At 68.5% G+C, this 16,696-nt stretch carries 12 protein-coding genes; 9 read left to right on the top strand and 3 right to left on the bottom strand.

Translation table 11 applies throughout. From position 1 onward, the window contains the following. Positions 1–516: 516 nt before the first annotated feature. Entirely contained in the window at positions 517–999 is a 483-nt protein-coding gene (locus CFB49_RS22070) for an Lrp/AsnC family transcriptional regulator (protein ID WP_006479115.1), read from the bottom strand. Positions 1,000–1,283: 284 nt separating this feature from the next. Here CFB49_RS22070 and CFB49_RS22065 point away from each other — a divergent pair, with 284 nt between their 5' ends. The 3 genes from CFB49_RS22065 to CFB49_RS22055 all read left to right on the top strand — a co-directional run bounded on the left by CFB49_RS22065 (position 1,284) and on the right by CFB49_RS22055 (position 4,562). Continuing rightward, the gene (locus tag CFB49_RS22065; RefSeq protein WP_069616493.1) at positions 1,284–1,943 is read left to right on the top strand and encodes a LysE family translocator; all 660 of its coding nucleotides are present in this window, start codon (positions 1,284–1,286) and stop codon (positions 1,941–1,943) included. Positions 1,944–2,008: 65 nt separating this feature from the next. Next, a complete protein-coding gene (locus CFB49_RS22060; RefSeq protein ID WP_089436426.1) occupies positions 2,009–2,440 on the top strand; it encodes a YqaA family protein in 432 nt (143 codons plus the stop codon). A gap of 139 nt (positions 2,441–2,579) precedes the next feature. Continuing rightward, positions 2,580–4,562 carry a methyl-accepting chemotaxis protein gene (locus CFB49_RS22055; RefSeq protein ID WP_069616492.1) on the top strand — a complete coding sequence of 661 codons (1,983 nt, stop codon included), beginning with the start codon at positions 2,580–2,582 and terminating at the stop codon, positions 4,560–4,562. A 37-nt stretch (positions 4,563–4,599) separates the two neighbouring features. On the opposite strand, the gene CFB49_RS22050 is transcribed toward CFB49_RS22055, so the two are convergent. Then, positions 4,600–6,252, bottom strand: a complete 1,653-nt coding sequence (locus CFB49_RS22050) for an acyl-CoA synthetase (RefSeq protein ID WP_069616491.1) — start codon at positions 6,250–6,252, stop codon at positions 4,600–4,602. A gap of 168 nt (positions 6,253–6,420) precedes the next feature. Between CFB49_RS22050 and CFB49_RS22045 the strand changes: the two genes are divergently transcribed. From CFB49_RS22045 to CFB49_RS22020, 6 genes are all read left to right on the top strand, one after another. Further along, complete coding sequence (locus CFB49_RS22045) at positions 6,421–7,164, top strand: Crp/Fnr family transcriptional regulator (protein ID WP_179234931.1); 744 nt, start codon at positions 6,421–6,423, stop codon at positions 7,162–7,164. A 185-nt stretch (positions 7,165–7,349) separates the two neighbouring features. After that, on the top strand, positions 7,350–10,517 hold the full coding sequence (locus CFB49_RS22040; protein WP_089492309.1) for an efflux RND transporter permease subunit: 3,168 nt from the start codon (positions 7,350–7,352) through the stop codon (positions 10,515–10,517). Positions 10,518–10,553: 36 nt separating this feature from the next. Then, complete coding sequence (locus CFB49_RS22035; RefSeq protein WP_069616488.1) at positions 10,554–11,783, top strand: efflux RND transporter periplasmic adaptor subunit; 1,230 nt, start codon at positions 10,554–10,556, stop codon at positions 11,781–11,783. A gap of 5 nt (positions 11,784–11,788) precedes the next feature. Continuing rightward, entirely contained in the window at positions 11,789–13,300 is a 1,512-nt protein-coding gene (locus CFB49_RS22030; RefSeq protein ID WP_089492818.1) for an efflux transporter outer membrane subunit, read from the top strand. A gap of 33 nt (positions 13,301–13,333) precedes the next feature. Next, positions 13,334–14,029, top strand: a complete 696-nt coding sequence (locus CFB49_RS22025; RefSeq protein WP_089492308.1) for a heavy metal response regulator transcription factor — start codon at positions 13,334–13,336, stop codon at positions 14,027–14,029. Beyond that, positions 14,026–15,495 carry a heavy metal sensor histidine kinase gene (locus tag CFB49_RS22020; protein WP_069616486.1) on the top strand — a complete coding sequence of 490 codons (1,470 nt, stop codon included), beginning with the start codon at positions 14,026–14,028 and terminating at the stop codon, positions 15,493–15,495. Before CFB49_RS22025 ends, CFB49_RS22020 begins: the two co-directional genes overlap by 4 nt. A gap of 85 nt (positions 15,496–15,580) precedes the next feature. Here CFB49_RS22020 and CFB49_RS22015 read toward each other — a convergent pair whose 3' ends face one another. Beyond that, positions 15,581–16,624 (bottom strand): helix-turn-helix domain-containing protein, encoded by a 1,044-nt coding sequence (locus CFB49_RS22015; protein WP_089492817.1) that lies wholly within the window; start codon positions 16,622–16,624, stop codon positions 15,581–15,583. Positions 16,625–16,696: the final 72 nt, after the last annotated feature.

Genomic DNA, 16,696 nt, shown 5'->3' with positions numbered 1-16,696 from the left:
GTGTTGGCGAGCTGCTGGCAGAAGCCTGGGCACTGCACCTCGAGAACTGCGAAGTCATCGCTGAAGCACACGCGCGCCTGCCGCGCTGAGCGAATCGCCGGTCGCCTGATGCGCCGGCGCTGACGCGCGCCGCGAGCAGCTGTTGCGCCGGGCACGCGACGGGTGCGCCGGTCGGATAGCAAGAGGCCGGGGCCCGGCCGAATGCGCTCGGCGCGTGGCGAGCGTTTCAAGATCGTATCGAGGCCGTGTTTCAGGCCGATGCCGGCGCGGATGCGTACGTATCGGCGCGGATCACTTGCTGCAAGCCGGTTGCCTCGGTGAGAAGCCATTCCCCTCCGACGGGCGATTAACACCCGGCCATCCCGAACGGAAGATTCATCCGTTTTTGTGGCTCTGCGGGCAGCCCCGCCGGTGAGCCTTTCCTTTCGGCCGTTCGCCGGTCACGTCCGCGTCGGCGCCTCGTCGCATGCACCGCCGTTTCGTTTCAACGCCGGTCGCGCTCGCATTTCCCTTGCGTCACACCTGAATCGAAGGCACGTCCTTCATGCATCGCAGCGCGAACATCGAGCGGCTGTGGCGAATACTCGAGATCCGGTACAGCTTTTCGCGCAGGAAGCGCTCGTAGCCGGCCGTGCCGTCCACCGCGACCTTGATCCAGTAGTCGTACTCGCCCGACACCAGATACGCCTCGAGCACCTCGGGCAGCGCCGCCAGTTCGGCGCCGAAGCGCGCCAGCGCGTCGTCTTCATGGCGATCGAGCGTGACTTCGAGAATCACGATATCCGCATAGCCGAGCTTGCGCTGGTTGACCAGCGCGACATAGCCGTCGATGTACCCGTCGAGTTCGAGTTGCCGCGTGCGGTTCCAGCAGGCGGTGGTCGACATGCCGATCTGTTCGGCCAGTTCGGCGTTCGACAGACGCGCATTTTTCTGCAATGCGCCGAGGATCTTGCGGTCCTGATTGTCGAGCGTTTTCGGCGTGCGTTCGCGGGTAGCCATGATGAGAAGAATCTTCTACTGAAAAACGTGATTCTATCTGAACGACATTCCGGTTTCAGATCCGTTTTGCTGGAAAACAGGAAGCCTTTTAACCGGCCTGCTTGATACATTTTCTTCATGCCTGCTGCCCGGCACGCTCCCCGCGATCACCCGTCGCAGCGGGACGCACGACCGCAATCACGAGTTGCGGGGCCGGCCGGCAGGCATGCGATTCCCCGCCGCCCGCACGCCTATCCGACCGCGTGCGGGGCCGGTGCCTGCTTCCTCGTTCCTGCCCGTCCGTCATGTCGTTCAAGCTTTATCTGTCGTTCCTCGCTGCTTCCGTCGTCCTCATCTACGCCCCCGGCCCCGTCAACCTGCTCACGATGAACCAGGCGCTGCGCACCGGCTGGCGCCGTGCGCTGCCGTGCGTCTGGGGCGGCACGCTCGCCGTGCTGCTGCAACTCGCATTGACCGCGCTGTGCCTGAACTCGCTGGTCCACCTCGACGAACACGCGCTGACCGTGCTGCGCTGGGCCGGCGCCGCGTATCTCGTCTGGCTCGGCGGCAAGCAATGGCTGAGCCGCGCGCCGGCCGGCGCAGCCGCGGCGCCGGCCGATACCGGCACCGACACCGCGGCAAGCGCCGCGCCGGACACCGACACCCGGCGCGCATTGTTCTGGCGCGGCGTCGCGACTTCCGGTCTGAATCCGAAGACGCTGCTGTTCTTTCCGTCGTTCTTTCCACAGTTCATCAGCCCGACTGCCGACTGGAGCCTGAACCTTCAATATCTGCTGCTCGCCGCGACGTTCGCCCTGCTGTTCGCGGGCGGCGTCGCATCGATGGCGCTGTTCTCGCACCGGCTGAGCCGCGCGTTGCAGCGGCCCGCGCGGATGCGTGCGATGAACCGCGTGACGGGCGGGCTGCTCGTCGGGATGGGCGCGATCATGGTCGGCTGGAACTGAGAACCGCCGACGCGTTCCTTTCCGCACGACCGCACCGGCGGCGACGTCGCCAGTACAATCGCGCGATGCCCGAATTGCTCACTTACGGCGGCCTGTTCGCCGTGTCGATGGTCGCCGCGACCCTGTTTCCGCTCCAGTCCGAGGCCGTGCTCGCCGGCCTGCTGCTCGCCGGCCGCGAACCCGTGTGGGCGCTGGTGCTCGTCGCGAGCGTCGGCAATGTCGCCGGCTCGGCGATCAACTGGGCGCTCGGACGCGGCATCGAGCACTTTCGCGAGCGCCGCTGGTTTCCGGTCAAGCCGTCGGCGCTGGCGCGCGCCGAGGGCTGGTATGCGCGCTACGGCCGCTGGTCGCTGCTGCTGAGCTGGGCGCCGGTGATCGGCGATCCGCTGACGATGATCGCCGGCGTGCTGCGCGAACCGCTGCCGACCTTTCTCGTCATCGTGACGATCGCCAAGGTCGGCCGCTATCTGGCCGTCGCGTGGCTCGTCACCCACTGACCGCCGCTTTCCCTTCGCCCGCCTGCCGGTTCGCGATTCGCGACAGCCGCTAAAGATTTCGCGAAAGTTGCCGTATTAACGGGTCCACGAGCGGTGACGCGTGCGTTCCGCCCCCTCTCACTCCCACTCAGGATGTTCCATGAGACTGACCCAATTGGGCCGGGTGAGCGTCGGCGCGCGTCTGGCCGCGCTCGCGTGCACGCTCGTCGCCCTGCTGTTTACCGTGTTCGCGTGGACGCTCGCCCATTTCGCCGGCCAGCAGCTCGCCGAAGAAGCGCATCTGCGGATCGACGACAGGGAGCAGTCGATCCGCGCGATGGTCGACCTGTTCGACAAGGCGCTGACCGCCGAAGCCAACCGCTCGATGTCGCTGTTCGCGAGCTTCCTGCCGGCCGATTTCTCGCTCGACCCGGCACGCACCGTCGATATCGGCGGCGTCGCCGCGCCGACCCTCTTCGCGGGCGGCCAGCCGCTCGACCTCGATTACTCGATTCCCGATCAGTTCCTGAAGAAAAGCGGCGCGATCGCGACGATCTTCGCGCGCGACGGCGACGATTTCGTGCGCATCACGACGTCGCTGAAGAAGCAGGACGGCGCGCGCGCCGTCGGCACGAAGCTCGACCGGGCGGGCCCCGCGTATGCGCCGCTGGTCGCGGGGCGCAGCTACACGGGCCTCGCGAAGCTGTTCGGCCGAACGTACATCACGCAGTACAAGCCGGTGACCGACGCGACCGGCCGCGTGATCGGCGCGCTGTTCGTCGGCCTCGACATCGGCGCCGAGCTCAAGCTCGTCCAAGACGGCATCCGCTCGCTGAAGATCGGCGACAACGGCTACTACTTCGTGCTCGATGCGTCGCAAGGCCCGTCGCGCGGTACCTTCGTCGTGCATCCCGACGCGGCGGGCCAGCCGGCCGACAACACGCGCGCGCCCTACGCGCAGATGCTCGCGACGGCCCAAGGCCGGCTCGCGTACACGTCGACCGACCCGGCCGCGCACGACCGCGGGCCGACCGCGAAAGTCGTGTCCTTCACGACGATTCCGCAGTGGCAATGGCTCGTCGGCGGCATCGCGCTCGACGACGAACTGCTCGCCACGATGCGCGCCACCCGCAACCGCTTCCTGATGATCGGCGCCGTGCTCGTCGCGGCGTTCGCGACGCTGTTCGTAATCGTCGTGCGTCGCGTCGTGAGCCGGCCGCTGGAAGCCGCCGCCCGCGCGTCGGAGCGCTATGCGGCGGGCGATCTCAGCGTGCGGATCCGCGACGGCGCGAACGTGCCCGACCGCGCGGGCAACGACGAGATCGGCCGTCTCGTGCAGGCGGTCGACGGAATCGGCGACGGCCTTGCGCGCATCGTCGCGCAGGTGCGCAACAGCGCGGCCGACATCGCGCACGGCACGGTCGGCATCGCGGCCGGCAGCGGCGACATCGCCGCGCGGATCGCGACGCAGGCGAGCAGCGTCGAACAGACGGCCGCGAGCATGGAACAGATCACCGCCGCCGTGCAGCAGAGCGCCGAGCATGCGGCACAAGCCAACGCGCTGGTCGCGGACGCATCGGCCGCCGCGACGAACGGCGACGCCGCGGTGCAGCGCGTGGTCGCGACGATGGACGACATCGGCCGCGCGACGCGTCGGATCGCCGAGATCACGGGTGCGATCGAAGGCATCGCGTTCCAGACCAACATCCTCGCGCTGAACGCGGCGGTCGAGGCCGCCCGCGCCGGCGAGCACGGCAAGGGCTTCGCGGTGGTCGCGGCCGAGGTGCGCGCGCTGGCGCAGCGCAGCGCGGCCGCGGTCAAGGAGATCGACGCGCTGAGCGCCGAATCGTCGACGACCGTCGAACAGGGTTACCGGATCGCGGACGCCGCACGCGGCACGATGCGCGACATCGTCGCGCGGGTCGACCAGGTCCGCACGCTGATCGGCGAGATCAGCGCCGCGTCGCGCGAACAATCGACCGGGATCGAGCAGGTGAACCTGGCCGTCACGCAGATCGGCGAAGCGACGCAGCAGAATGCGACGCTGATCTCCGATGCCGAGCGCGCGGCCGTCGCGTTGCGCGACCAGGCCGCTCAGCTGTCGGACGCCGTCAGCGTGTTCCGGCTCGAACGCAGCGCGTGACGCACGACCGATGATCAACCTGGGCCGGGCGGCTCGCTTACTTCTTGTCGCCCGCCAGGTCGATCGCCTTGTCCGAGCCGACCGCATGGCGCAACTGGAACTTCTGGATCTTGCCGGTCGACGTCTTCGGCAGCTCGCCGAAGCGCACGACCTTCGGCACCTTGAAGCCCGCGAGCAGTTGCCGGCAGTGCGCGACGATCTCCGCCTCGGTCGCGCTCGCGCCTTCGCGCAGCTCGACGAACGCGCACGGCACCTCGCCCCACTTCGGGTCGGGCATCGCGACGACGGCCGCGACCGCCACCGCCGGATGCCGGTACAGCGCGTCCTCGACCTCGATGCTCGAGATGTTCTCGCCGCCGGAGATGATGATGTCCTTCTTGCGATCCTTGATCCGGATATAGCCGTCCGGCATCAGCACCGCGAGATCGCCCGTATGGAACCAGCCGCCGTGGAACGCTTCGTCGGTCGCCTTCGGATTCTTCAGGTAGCCCTTCATGCAGATGTTGCCGCGGAACATGATCTCGCCGAGCGTCTCGCCGTCGGCCGGCACCTGCGTCATCGTGTCGGGATCGAGCACCGTCGCGCCCGCTTCGAGGTGGTAGCGCACGCCCTGGCGCGCATTGAGCCGCGCGCGTTCCTCGTCGGACGCGGTTTCCCAGTGCGCCTGCTTCGCGCAGACGGTCGCCGGGCCGTAGACCTCGGTCAGCCCGTACACGTGCAGCAGGTCGAAGCCGATCTCCTTCATCTTCGCGATCACGGCCGGCGCGGGCGCCGCGCCCGCGACCATCGCGTGCACCGTATGGTCGATCCCCGCGCGCAACTCGGCCGGCGCGTTCGCGATCGCGCTCTGCACGATCGGCGCGCCGCAGTAATGCGTGACGCGCTCGCGGCGGATCAGGTCGAACACGGTCTTCGCGTCGAACTTGCGCAGGCACACGTTCACGCCCCCGCGCGCCGCGACGGCCCACGGGAAACACCAGCCGTTGCAGTGGAACATCGGCAGCGTCCACAGATACACCGCGTGCTTCGGCATGTCCCATTCGAGGATGTTGCTGATCGCCGCGAGATACGCGCCGCGATGATGGTAGACGACGCCCTTCGGGTCGCCGGTCGTGCCCGACGTGTAGTTCAGCGCGATCGCCTCCCATTCGTCGGCGGGCGGCGTCCATGCGTAGTCGGGGTCGCCGCCGGCCACGAATGTCTCGTAGTCGGTCGCGTCCGCGAAACGGTCGGGGTCGGCCGGCATCGCGTCGGCCACGCTGACGATCTTCAGGCCCGGCACCTCGAGCGCCGCGCGATGCGCGACCTCCGCGTATTCGGTGTCGACGATCAGCACCTTCGCCTCGCCGTGACGCAGCATGAACAGCACCGACGACACGTCGAGCCGCGTGTTGATCGTGTTCAGCACGGCGCCGGCCATCGGCACGCCGAAGTGCGCCTCGACCATCGCCGGGATGTTCGGCAGCAGTACCGCGACCGTGTCGCCGCGGCCGACGCCGGCCTGCGCGAGCGCGCTCGCCAGCTGCTTCGCGCGCGTGCAGGTCTCGCCCCACGTGCGCCGCACGTCGCCGTGCACGATCGCGAGGCGCTCGCCGTAGACTTCGGCCGCGCGGATCAGGAAATCGATCGGGGTGAGCGGTACGTAATTGGCATCGCGGCGGCCGAGCCCGGCCTCGAACATCTGCGTCATGATCCTGTCTCCCGTGTTCTGTCCACCGGGATGCGTGCACCCCGGATCGTCTTGATGTGGTTCAATTGCCGACAGCCTAACGGGCGCTATTGTGAGCCGTCTGTCATCGAAACGACAGAGTGCCGCTCGAGCGCTGCGCGTTATCCCTATCCTCGCAAACCCGCACCCATGCACGACCATCCCGACGCGGCCGCCCAGCCGGCCGACACGCTCCCCGAACCGGGCCCGGTGCCGCCGCTCGCGACGCTGTTCGGCCAGTGCGCGTGGTTCCGCACGCTGGCGCCCGAACACCAGGCGCTCGTGCTCGCCCAGTCGCACGTCGAACAGTGCGACGCCGGCGACGTGATCGCGCACCGGCTCGCGCCGTCCGAATACTGGATCGGCGTCCATCAAGGGCTGCTGAAGCTCGCGATCTTCAACGTGTCCGGACGCGGCTGCACGTTTTCCGGCGTGCCGTCGGGCGGCTGGTTCGGCGAAGGCAGCGTGATCAAGCGCGAGCTGCGCAAGTACGAGGTCGTCGCGATCCAGCGCTCGACCGTGCTGTTCGTGCCGGTCGACACGTTCCATGCGCTGCTCGACACGAGCCTGCCGTTCACGCGCTTCGTGATTCATCAGCTGAACAACCGGATGGGCGAATTCATCGCGTCGATCCAGAACAGCCGGCTGCTCGACGTCGACGCGCGCGTCGCGCAGGCGCTCGCGCAGCTCTTCAACCCCGCGCTGTATCCGGATACCGGCCCGTCGCTGTCGATCTCGCAGGAGGAACTGGGGATGCTCGTCGGCGTGTCGCGCCAGCGGATCAACCAGGCGCTGCAGCAGCTCGAGAAGCTCGGCGCGCTGCGGCTCGCGTACAACCAGATCGAGGTCGTCGATCTCGACGCGCTCGCGCGCTTCGGCATGGAGCAGCTGTGAGCGCCGCCCGATGCGCGAAACCGTCGCCATCTCGCCCGCGCATTCCGTCTGCGGAATCGGCCGACGGCCGGCGCGCCCCAACCTGACGATTCCGCCAGTTTCGCGACAGTAACCCGTTGCGGGCCGACGCCTATCATTCGGGTTCCCTTCACCGCCGCCCGATCACCGCCTGCCCCGCTGCCTCCATGTGGATCGTCAATCTCGCGCTCAGGCGCCCCTACACGTTCATCGTGATGGCCATCATGATCGTGCTGGCCACCCCGCTTGCGCTGATGCGCACACCGGTCGACGTGCTGCCCGCGATCAACATCCCCGTGATCAGCGTGATCTGGAATTACAGCGGCTTCTCCGCGACGGAGATGACCAACCGCATCACGTCCGTCCATGAACGGATCCTGACGACGACCGTCAACAACATCCAGCACGTCGAATCGACGTCGCTGCCCGGCATCGCGGTCGTGAAGGTGTTCCTGCAACCGGGCGCGAACGTGCAGACGGCGATCGCGCAGACGGTGTCGTCCGCGCAGGCGATCGTGCGGCAGATGCCGCAGGGCGCGACGCCGCCGCTCGTGATCACCTATTCCGCGTCGAGCATTCCGGTGATCCAGCTCGGGCTGTCGAGCAAGACGCTCAGCGAACAGTCGCTCGCCGACATCGCGCTCAACTTCCTGCGCCCGCAGCTGATCACGGTGCCGGGCGTGCAGATTCCGTTTCCGTACGGCGGTCGTACGCGCGTGGTCGCGATCGACCTCGATCCGCGGGCGCTGCAAGCGAAGGGGCTCACGCCGGCCGACATCGTCAACGCGGTCAACGCGCAGAACCTCGTGCTGCCCACCGGCACCGCGAAGATGGGCCAGACCGAATACCGGATCGACACGAACGCGTCGGCCGATACGGTCGCCGACATCAGCAACCTGCCGGTCCAGACGATCAACGGCGCGACGACCTACCTGCGCGAGGTCGCGGCGGTGCGCGACGGCTTCGCGCCGCAGACCAACGTCGTGCGCCAGAACGGCCAGCGCGGCGTGCTGATCTCGATCCTGAAAAGCGGCGACGCGTCGACGCTCAAGGTCGTGTCGGACCTGAAGGCGCTGCTGCCGAAGGTGATCCCGACGCTGCCCGAAGGGCTCACGATCACGCCGCTGTTCGACCAGTCGGTGTTCGTGAACGCGGCCGTCCAGGGCGTGATCCACGAGGCGCTGATCGCCGCCGTGCTGACCGCGATGATGATCCTGCTGTTCCTCGGCAACTGGCGCAGCACGCTGATCATCGCGATCTCGATCCCGCTGTCGATCTTCACGTCGCTGATCGCGCTGTCCGCGCTCGGCAAGACCATCAACATCATGACGCTCGGCGGGCTCGCGCTCGCGGTCGGCATTCTCGTCGACGATGCGACCGTCACGATCGAGAACATCGAGCGGCACTTGCACCTCGGTACCGACCTGCACGAAGCGATTCTCGAAGGCGCCGGCGAGATCGCGGTGCCCGCGCTCGTGTCGACGCTGTGCATCTGCATCGTGTTCGTGCCGATGTTCTTCCTGACGGGCGTCGCGCGCTTCCTGTTCGTGCCGCTCGCGGAAGCCGTCGTGTTCGCGATGCTCGCGTCGTACGTGCTGTCGCGCACGCTCGTGCCGACGCTCGCGATGCTGCTGTTCCGCCCGCAGCAGGCGAGCACCGGCCCCGCCGCTTCGACGTCGCGCTTCGCGCGCATCCATCACGCGTTCAACCACGCGTTCGAACGGCTGCGCGCGTGGTACATCGTGCTGCTCAGCATCCTGCTCGTGCGCCGCCGCTTCTACGCGCTGTGCTTCCTCGCCTTCTGCGTGCTGTCGACGGGCCTCGTGTTCGCGCTCGGCCGCGACTTCTTCCCGAACGCCGATTCCGGCAACCTCCGGCTGCACGTGCGTGCGCCGACCGGCTACCGGATCGAGGAAACCGCGCGGCTCGCCGACCAGGTCGAGCGCGTGATCCGCGAAACCGTGCCGCCCGACGAGCTCGGCGCGATCGTCGACAACCTCGGCTTGCCGGTGAGCGGCATCAACCTGTCGTACAGCAACGCCGGCACGATCGGCACGCTCGACGGCGAGCTGCTGATCGCGCTGAAGCCGGGCCATCGCGCAACCGCGCATTACGTAGAGACGTTGCGCACGCTGCTGCCGCAGCGCTTCCCGGGCGTCGAGTTCTTCTTCCAGCCGTCGGACATCATCACGCAGATTCTCAACTTCGGGCAGCCGGCCGCGATCGACGTGCAGGTGCTCGGCAACGATCTCGCGAGTAACATGACGATTGCGAGCAGCCTGATGAAAAAGATCAGGCAAATCCCCGGCGCCGTCGACGTGCACGTGCTGCAACGTAACGACGAACCGACCCTGCTGGCCGACATGGACCGTACGCGCATGCAGCAGCTCAATCTCTCCGCGCAGAACGTCGCGCAGAACATGCTGATCTCGCTGTCGGGGAGTTCGCAGACGACGCCGTCGTTCTGGATCAACCCGCGCACCGGCGTGCAATACCCGCTGCAGATCCAGACCCCGCAATACAACCTGTCGTCGGTCGACGACCTGCTCGGCACGCCGATCTCCGCCAGCGGCCGCACGGGCATGCCGCTGCAACTGCTCGGCAACCTGGTGCAGGTGCGCAGCACCGTGAACCCGGCCGTGATCACGCACTACAACATCCGCCCGGCGATCGACGTGTACGTGAGCGTCGAGGGCCGCGATCTCGGCGCGGTCGCGGGCGAGATCGACCGCATCGTGGCCGACGCGCGCGCGACGCTGCCGCGCGGCACCGACCTCACGATGCGCGGCCAGATCGAGACGATGCGCACGTCGTATGTCGGCCTCGGCGCGGGCGTCGCGATGGCGATCGTGCTCGTCTACCTGCTGATCGTCGTCAATTTCCAGTCGTGGCTCGATCCGCTGATCATCATCAGCGCGATGCCGGCCGCGCTCGCCGGCATCGCGTGGATGCTGTTCATCACCGGCACGCACCTGAGCGTGCCCGCGCTGACGGGCGCGATCATGACGGTCGGCGTCGCGACCGCGAACAGCATTCTCGTCGTCTCGTTCGCGCGGCAACGCCTCGCGGCCGGCGCGCCGCCGCTCACGGCCGCGCTCGAAGCCGGCGCGACACGGATCCGCCCGGTGCTGATGACGGCGCTCGCGATGATCATCGGGATGGTGCCGATGGCGCTCGGTCTCGGCGAAGGCGCCGAGCAGAACGCGCCGCTCGGCCGCGCGGTGATCGGCGGGCTGCTGTTCGCGACCGTTTCGACGTTGCTGTTCGTGCCGCTCGTGTTCGGCGGCGTGCATGCGCGGCTGGCCCGGCGGCGCGCGCGCCAGGCCGGTCACTGACTTTCGCCCCACTACCCGGTTGAATTGGTTGAATTCATGGAAGAGAAACATCACAGCGCCGTCGGCATCCAGGTGGACGAACACGGCATGCACCTGCCGGCGCGCGCGTCGGTGTCGCGACGCGGGCGGATCGTCGCGATCGTGATCGGCGTGCTGCTCGTTGCGGGCGCCGCGCGCACCATCGTCGTCAACGTGCTGAACCGGCACCACCTCGACGCGGTCGCCGAGCAGAACACGCGCCAGTACGTAACCGTCGTGCATCCGGTCGACGCGGCCACCGGCGGCAAGCTGACGCTGCCGGGCACGCTGCGCGGCTTCGTCGAGGCGCCGATCTATGCGCGCGCCAGCGGCTACGTGCTGCGCTGGCAGGCCGACATCGGCGCGCACGTGAAGCAGGGGCAAACGCTCGCCGAACTCGACACGCCCGAGCTGAACCAGGAACTCGCGCAGGCCACCGCGCAGCGCCAGCAGGCGCAAGCGGCGCTCGCGCTCGCGAAGACGTCGTTCGACCGCGCGCAGCAGTTGCGCCAGCGCGATGCCGTGTCGCAGCAGGAACTCGACGACCGCCAAGGCGCGTTCAGCCAGGGCGCCGCGAACCTCGCCGCGGCCGACGCGAACATGCGCCGCCTCACCGAGCTGAAGGGTTTCCAGCGGATCGTCGCGCCGATCGACGGGATCGTCACGCAGCGCAACGTCGACGTCGGCGATCTCGTCAATTCGGGCAACGCCGGCCGCGCGCTGTTCACGGTCGTGCAGGCCGACCGGCTGCGCCTGTACGTGCAGGTGCCGCAGGCGTATGCGCAGCAGGTGAAGGTCGGCCAGCACGTGAGCGTTGCGCAGGCCGAGCTGCCGGGGCGGACCTTCGACGGGACGATCACGCGCACGTCGCAGGCAATCGACGTCGCCACGCGCTCGCTGCAGATCGAGATCACGCTGCCGAACCCGGACGGGCGGCTGCTGCCCGGCGCATACGTGCAGGCGACGCTGCCGATGACGCCGGTCGGCCGCCTGCAGGTGCCGGCCAATACGCTGCTGTTCCGCGCCGAAGGCCCGACGGTCGCGACCGTCGATGCGAACGGCAAGGTCCGGCTGAAACAGGTGACGGTCGTGCGCACGATCGGGCAGACGCTCGAAGTGGACGGGCCGATCACGCCGAACGATCGCCTCGTCGCGAACCCGAGCGACGCGCTCGCGACCGGCGACGCGGTCGTCGAGCAGGCGCCGGCGGCGCAGCCGGCCTCGGCCGTCGCGGGAGCGAAGTCGTGAGTGCGATACGCACCCGCGTGCACCCGGCCGCGGTCGGCGCCGTCGCGATCGTCGCGGCGGCCGCCCTCGCCGGCTGCACGCTCGGCCCGGATTACCGTCGCCCGACCGTCGACACGCCGGCCGCGTGGCGGCTCGACCCGGCCGACGGATACTGGCAACCGGCCGCGCCGGCCCGCGCGCCGCTCGATCCGGCCTGGTGGACCGCGTTCGGCGACGCCCAGCTCGACGCGCTGGAAGCCGATGCGCTGCGCAACAACCAGAACCTGAAGGCGGTCGCCGCGCGCTACGACCAGGCGAAGGCGACGCTCGCGTCGGTCGCGTCCGCGCAGTATCCGGCCGTCGGGCTGAACGCGAGCGGCCAGCGCTTCAGGATCTCCGCCGACCGGCCGCAGACCAACTACGCGACGAAGAGCATGTCGACCGTGCAGAACGAGATCCAGGTCGGCGCGGCGGTCAGCTACGAACTCGACCTGTTCGGCCGCGTGCGGCGCAACGTCGAAGCCGCGCAGGCCAGCTCCGAGCAGGCGCGCGACGATTTCGCGAATGCGCGCCTCGTGCTGAGCGCCGATCTCGCATCGAGCTATTTCGCGCTGCGCGAGCTCGATACCGAGATCGACGTCGTCAGGCGCTCGATCGAACTGCAACAAAAGGCGCTCGATTACGTGAGCGCGCGCCACGACCTCGGCGCGGTATCGGGCCTCGACCTGTTGCAGCAGCGCGCGCAGCTCGACGCGACGCGCACGCAGGCGCAGTTGCTGATCCAGCAGCGCGCGCAGGTCGAAACCGCGATCGCGACGCTGGTCGGCACGCCGGCCCCCGCGTTCTCGCTGCCGCCGCGCGTGGTGCCGATCAACGCGCCCGCGCTGCCGACCGGCATGCCGAGCGACCTGCTGCAGCGGCGCCCCGACGTCGCGTCGGCCGAGCGCGCGATGGCCGCCGCGAACGCGCAGATCGGCGTCGCGCGCGCCGCGTATTTCCCGCGCATCACGCTGTCGCCGGACATCGGCTGGGACGCGACGCGCTTCGCCGGCCTGTTCACCGTGCCGGCGCTGCTGTGGTCGGTCGGCGGGTCGCTCAGCCAGCCGCTGTTCGAGGGCGGCAAGCTGAAGGCCGGCGTCGATTTCGCGCAGGCCGGCTACGTCGCCGCGCAGGCCAGCTACCGGCAGACCGTGCTCACCGCGTTCCAGGAGGTGCAAAATGCGGTGACCGGCCTGTCGGTGCTCGCGCAGGCGGCGCAGCAGGCGTCGGCGGCCGTCGACGACGCGCGCAAGCTCGTGTCGCTCGCGCAGGACCGCTACGCGGGCGGCCTGACGCCGTTCATCGACGTGCTGACGGCCCAGCAGCAGTTGCTGACGAGCGAGCGCCAGGCCGTGCAGATCCAGGGCCAGCGCGCGGCGCTCGTCGTGTTTCTCGCGAAGGCGCTCGGCGGCGGCTGGGACGGCGCTGCGTCGAACGGCCCCGCGCCGTCCGACGTCGCGTCGGCGGCCCCGCCGCGCGGCGCGAGCGTCGGCCCTTGACCCGCCCTTAACCTGGTTACGCGGACAACCACCATGAAAGTGCTGATCGTCGAAGACGAACCGAAAGTCGTCGAATACCTGAAGAGCGGCCTGACCGAGGAAGGCTGGGTCGTCGACACCGCGCTCGACGGCGAGGACGGCGCGTGGAAAGCCGTCGAATTCGACTACGACGTGGTCGTGCTCGACGTGATGCTGCCGAAGCTGGACGGCTTCGGCGTGCTGCGCGTGTTGCGCGCGCAGAAACAAACGCCGGTGATCATGCTGACCGCGCGCGACCGTGTCGACGATCGCGTGCGGGGCTTGCGCGGCGGCGCCGACGACTACCTGACCAAGCCGTTCTCGTTCCTCGAACTGATCGAACGGCTGCGTGCGCTGACGCGCCGCGCGCGTGTGCAGGAATCGACGCTGATCTCGATCGGCGACCTGCGCGTGGACCTGATCGGCCGCCGCGCGACCCGCGACGGCGCGCGGCTCGACCTGACCGCGCAGGAATTCCAGTTGCTCGGCGTGCTCGCGCGACGCAGCGGCGAGGTGCTGTCGAAAACGACCATCGCCGAACTCGTGTGGGACGTGAACTTCGACAGCAACGCGAATGTGGTCGAGACGGCGATCAAGCGCCTGCGCGTGAAACTCGACGGCCCGTTCGCGGACAAGCTGCTGCACACGATCCGCGGGATGGGCTACGTGCTCGAGGCGCGCGACGACGGCGACACGGAGCGGCGCGCATGAAACGCTCGATCATCCTGCGGCTCTCGGCGATGTTCGGCATCGTGTCGCTGCTCGTGTTCACGCTGGTCGGCTGCGGGCTGTTCGTGATGATGGAGCGCCAGTTGTTCGCCGAATTGCGCGCGACGCTCGACACGCGCGCCAAGGTCGCCGCGATGATCGTGTCGCACGCGACCACCGCCACGCGCGGCCGCCTGATGCAGGAAAAACTCGCCGATCTCGAACCGCCCGACGGCTCGACGCACTATCAGGTGATCAGCACCGACCCCGCGTTCCGCTTCGGCAGCCCCGTCAACGGCGTGCCGCTCGATCCGCCGTTCGGCGCGTTCCAGCGCTACCAGCTCAACGACAGCAGCTACGCGGTGATGACGAAAACCGTCACGCTGGCCGGCGCCGGCGAGCGGCCGACGCTGCAGCTGGTCGTCGCGACGTCGTGCGAGCGTACGCAGCGGATGCTGCGCCGCTTCGGCTGGACGCTGGCCGCACTGATCGCGACGGCCACCGTCATCACGCTGCTGCTGAGCCGCGCGGTCGCGCGCTTCGGGCTCGCGCCGCTCGACCGGCTGTCGCAGGACGCGGCGAGCGTGAGCGCGACGAACCGCCGCCAGCGGCTGCACACCGACGCGCTGCCGACCGAGCTGCGCGATCTCGCGACGTCGTTCAACGGCGCGCTCGAACGCATCCAGCAAACCTACGCGCGGCTCGAAGCGTTCAACGCGGACGTCGCGCACGAGTTGCGCACGCCGATCAGCATCCTGATCGGCCAGACCCAGGTCGCGCTGACGAGCCGCGACCGCTCGGTCGACCGGATGCGCCAGACGCTGCAGTCGAACCTCGAGGAATTCGAGCGGCTGCGCGTGATCATCAACGACATGCTGTTCCTGTCGCGCAGCGACCGCGGCGAACGCGCGACCGACCTGAAGGACGTGTCGCTCGCCGACGAGGTGCGGCGCATGCTCGACTTCCTCGAAATCCCGCTCGACGAGGCGCGGTTGCGCGCCGAACTGCACGGCGATGCGCGCGCGGCCGTCGATCCGTCGCTGTTCCGCCGCGCGATGACGAACCTGCTGATCAACGCGATCCAGCATTCGGCGCCGGGCGCGACGCTGAACGTGACGATCGCGCGCCGCGACACGCTCGTCGAGATGGCCGTGTCGAACCCCGGCGAGCCGATCGATCCGGTGCAGCGCTCGCACGTGTTCGAGCGCTTCTACCGGCTCGAGGAAGCGCGCGCGAACAGCAAGGAAAACCACGGGCTCGGGCTGTCGATCGTCAAGGCCGTGGCCGAGATGCACGGCGGCGGCGTGTTCGTCGCGTGTTCCGGCGGCGTCAATACGTTCGGCTTCTCGGTGTCGACGCAGCCGTGGTCGGGCGGGCCGCTGCGCGCGGCCGACGCCCCGGCCGATTCCAGCGATTCCGCTGATCCGCACGGCGCTCGCCCGGCGCACGTGCCGCGCGCGTTGCATTGACGGCGGCCGCGGCGGCCACGCCTGTCGACGTCCAGCCGCTTCCGATCGGCGCTTGCCTGCCGCGAACGCGGCCCAGGACGACGCGTTACGCGCGCGGCTTGCCGCCCTGCTCGCGCCACGCCCGCGGCGACATCGCGAACCGCTCGCGAAACACGCGACTGAAATGCGACATGTCGTTGAATCCCCAGCGCAACGCGATGTCGGACACGCGCAGCACCGCGCATTGCGGATTCGCGAGATCCTGCGCGCACCGCTCGAGTCGCAGGTTCAATACGTAACGCATCAGCGACGTGTTTTCGGCCTCGAACAGCTTGTTGATGTACCGCGACGAAATCCCGATCGACCGCTCGATCATCATCGGGCTCAGCTCCGGATCGTGCAGGTGCTCGAGCAGATGCCGCTTCACCCGCGTCAGCGTCAACGTCTTCATCCTCGATTGCGCGAGGTCGTTGCGCTGCATGCCTCCGAGCGTCATCGCGATCAGCGAGATCGCGGTATCCGACAACTGCCGCATCTCGTCCTCGGTCACGCTGCCGATCTGCGACGACATCTGCTCGAGAAACGCACGCATGACGCTGCCGACGCCCTGCCCGGTATGCGTCGGGCAGGCCGTGCGGTGCTCCATCCCGACGACGAGCTGGTTCAGCGTCGCGCGCGGAATGCTGACGACGATCTCGCGCCACGACTGGCCGAACTGCAGGTGGTGAGGCCGGGTCGCGTCGTAGATCGCGAAATCCCCGGGGTGCAGCGTGACGATCTTGCCGTCCTGCTCGACCGATTGGCTGCCCTCGAGCATCAATACGCCGAAATACTTGTCCTCATACTCGCTGCGCGCCTGGCGATAGCGCCGGATCACGGCCTGCTCGCTGGCGTAGATTTCCGAGATCCGCATCTTTTCGCATTTGCGCTGCCGCACTTGGCCGAAGAAATCGGCTTTCTGCACGGCCGCGATCTGCACGTCCGCGAACAAACGCAGAATCGTCTCGCGCCAAAACTCGATACGCTGGCTGACCGAGCCGTCGGTCGCCACCTCGATCGCCGAATTCGTCCATTCGTCCGGCGGCCTGTCGTCGGCCGCCGGGCCGGGCGCGTCGCCGCTCGCGGCGCGCGGAAAAGGACGCATCGTCATGGTCGTGCCCCACATCGGTTAGCCAACACGCAGCCGGTAGCGTGCCCGTTCAAAAGCGCCTTGTCCAATCGG

The organism is Burkholderia sp. AU17457 (assembly GCF_002223255.1).
GTDB classification, from domain to species: domain Bacteria; phylum Pseudomonadota; class Gammaproteobacteria; order Burkholderiales; family Burkholderiaceae; genus Burkholderia; species Burkholderia sola.
Note: the sequence above shows the minus strand (reverse complement) of the source record. Positions and strands in the feature narration are given on the sequence as shown.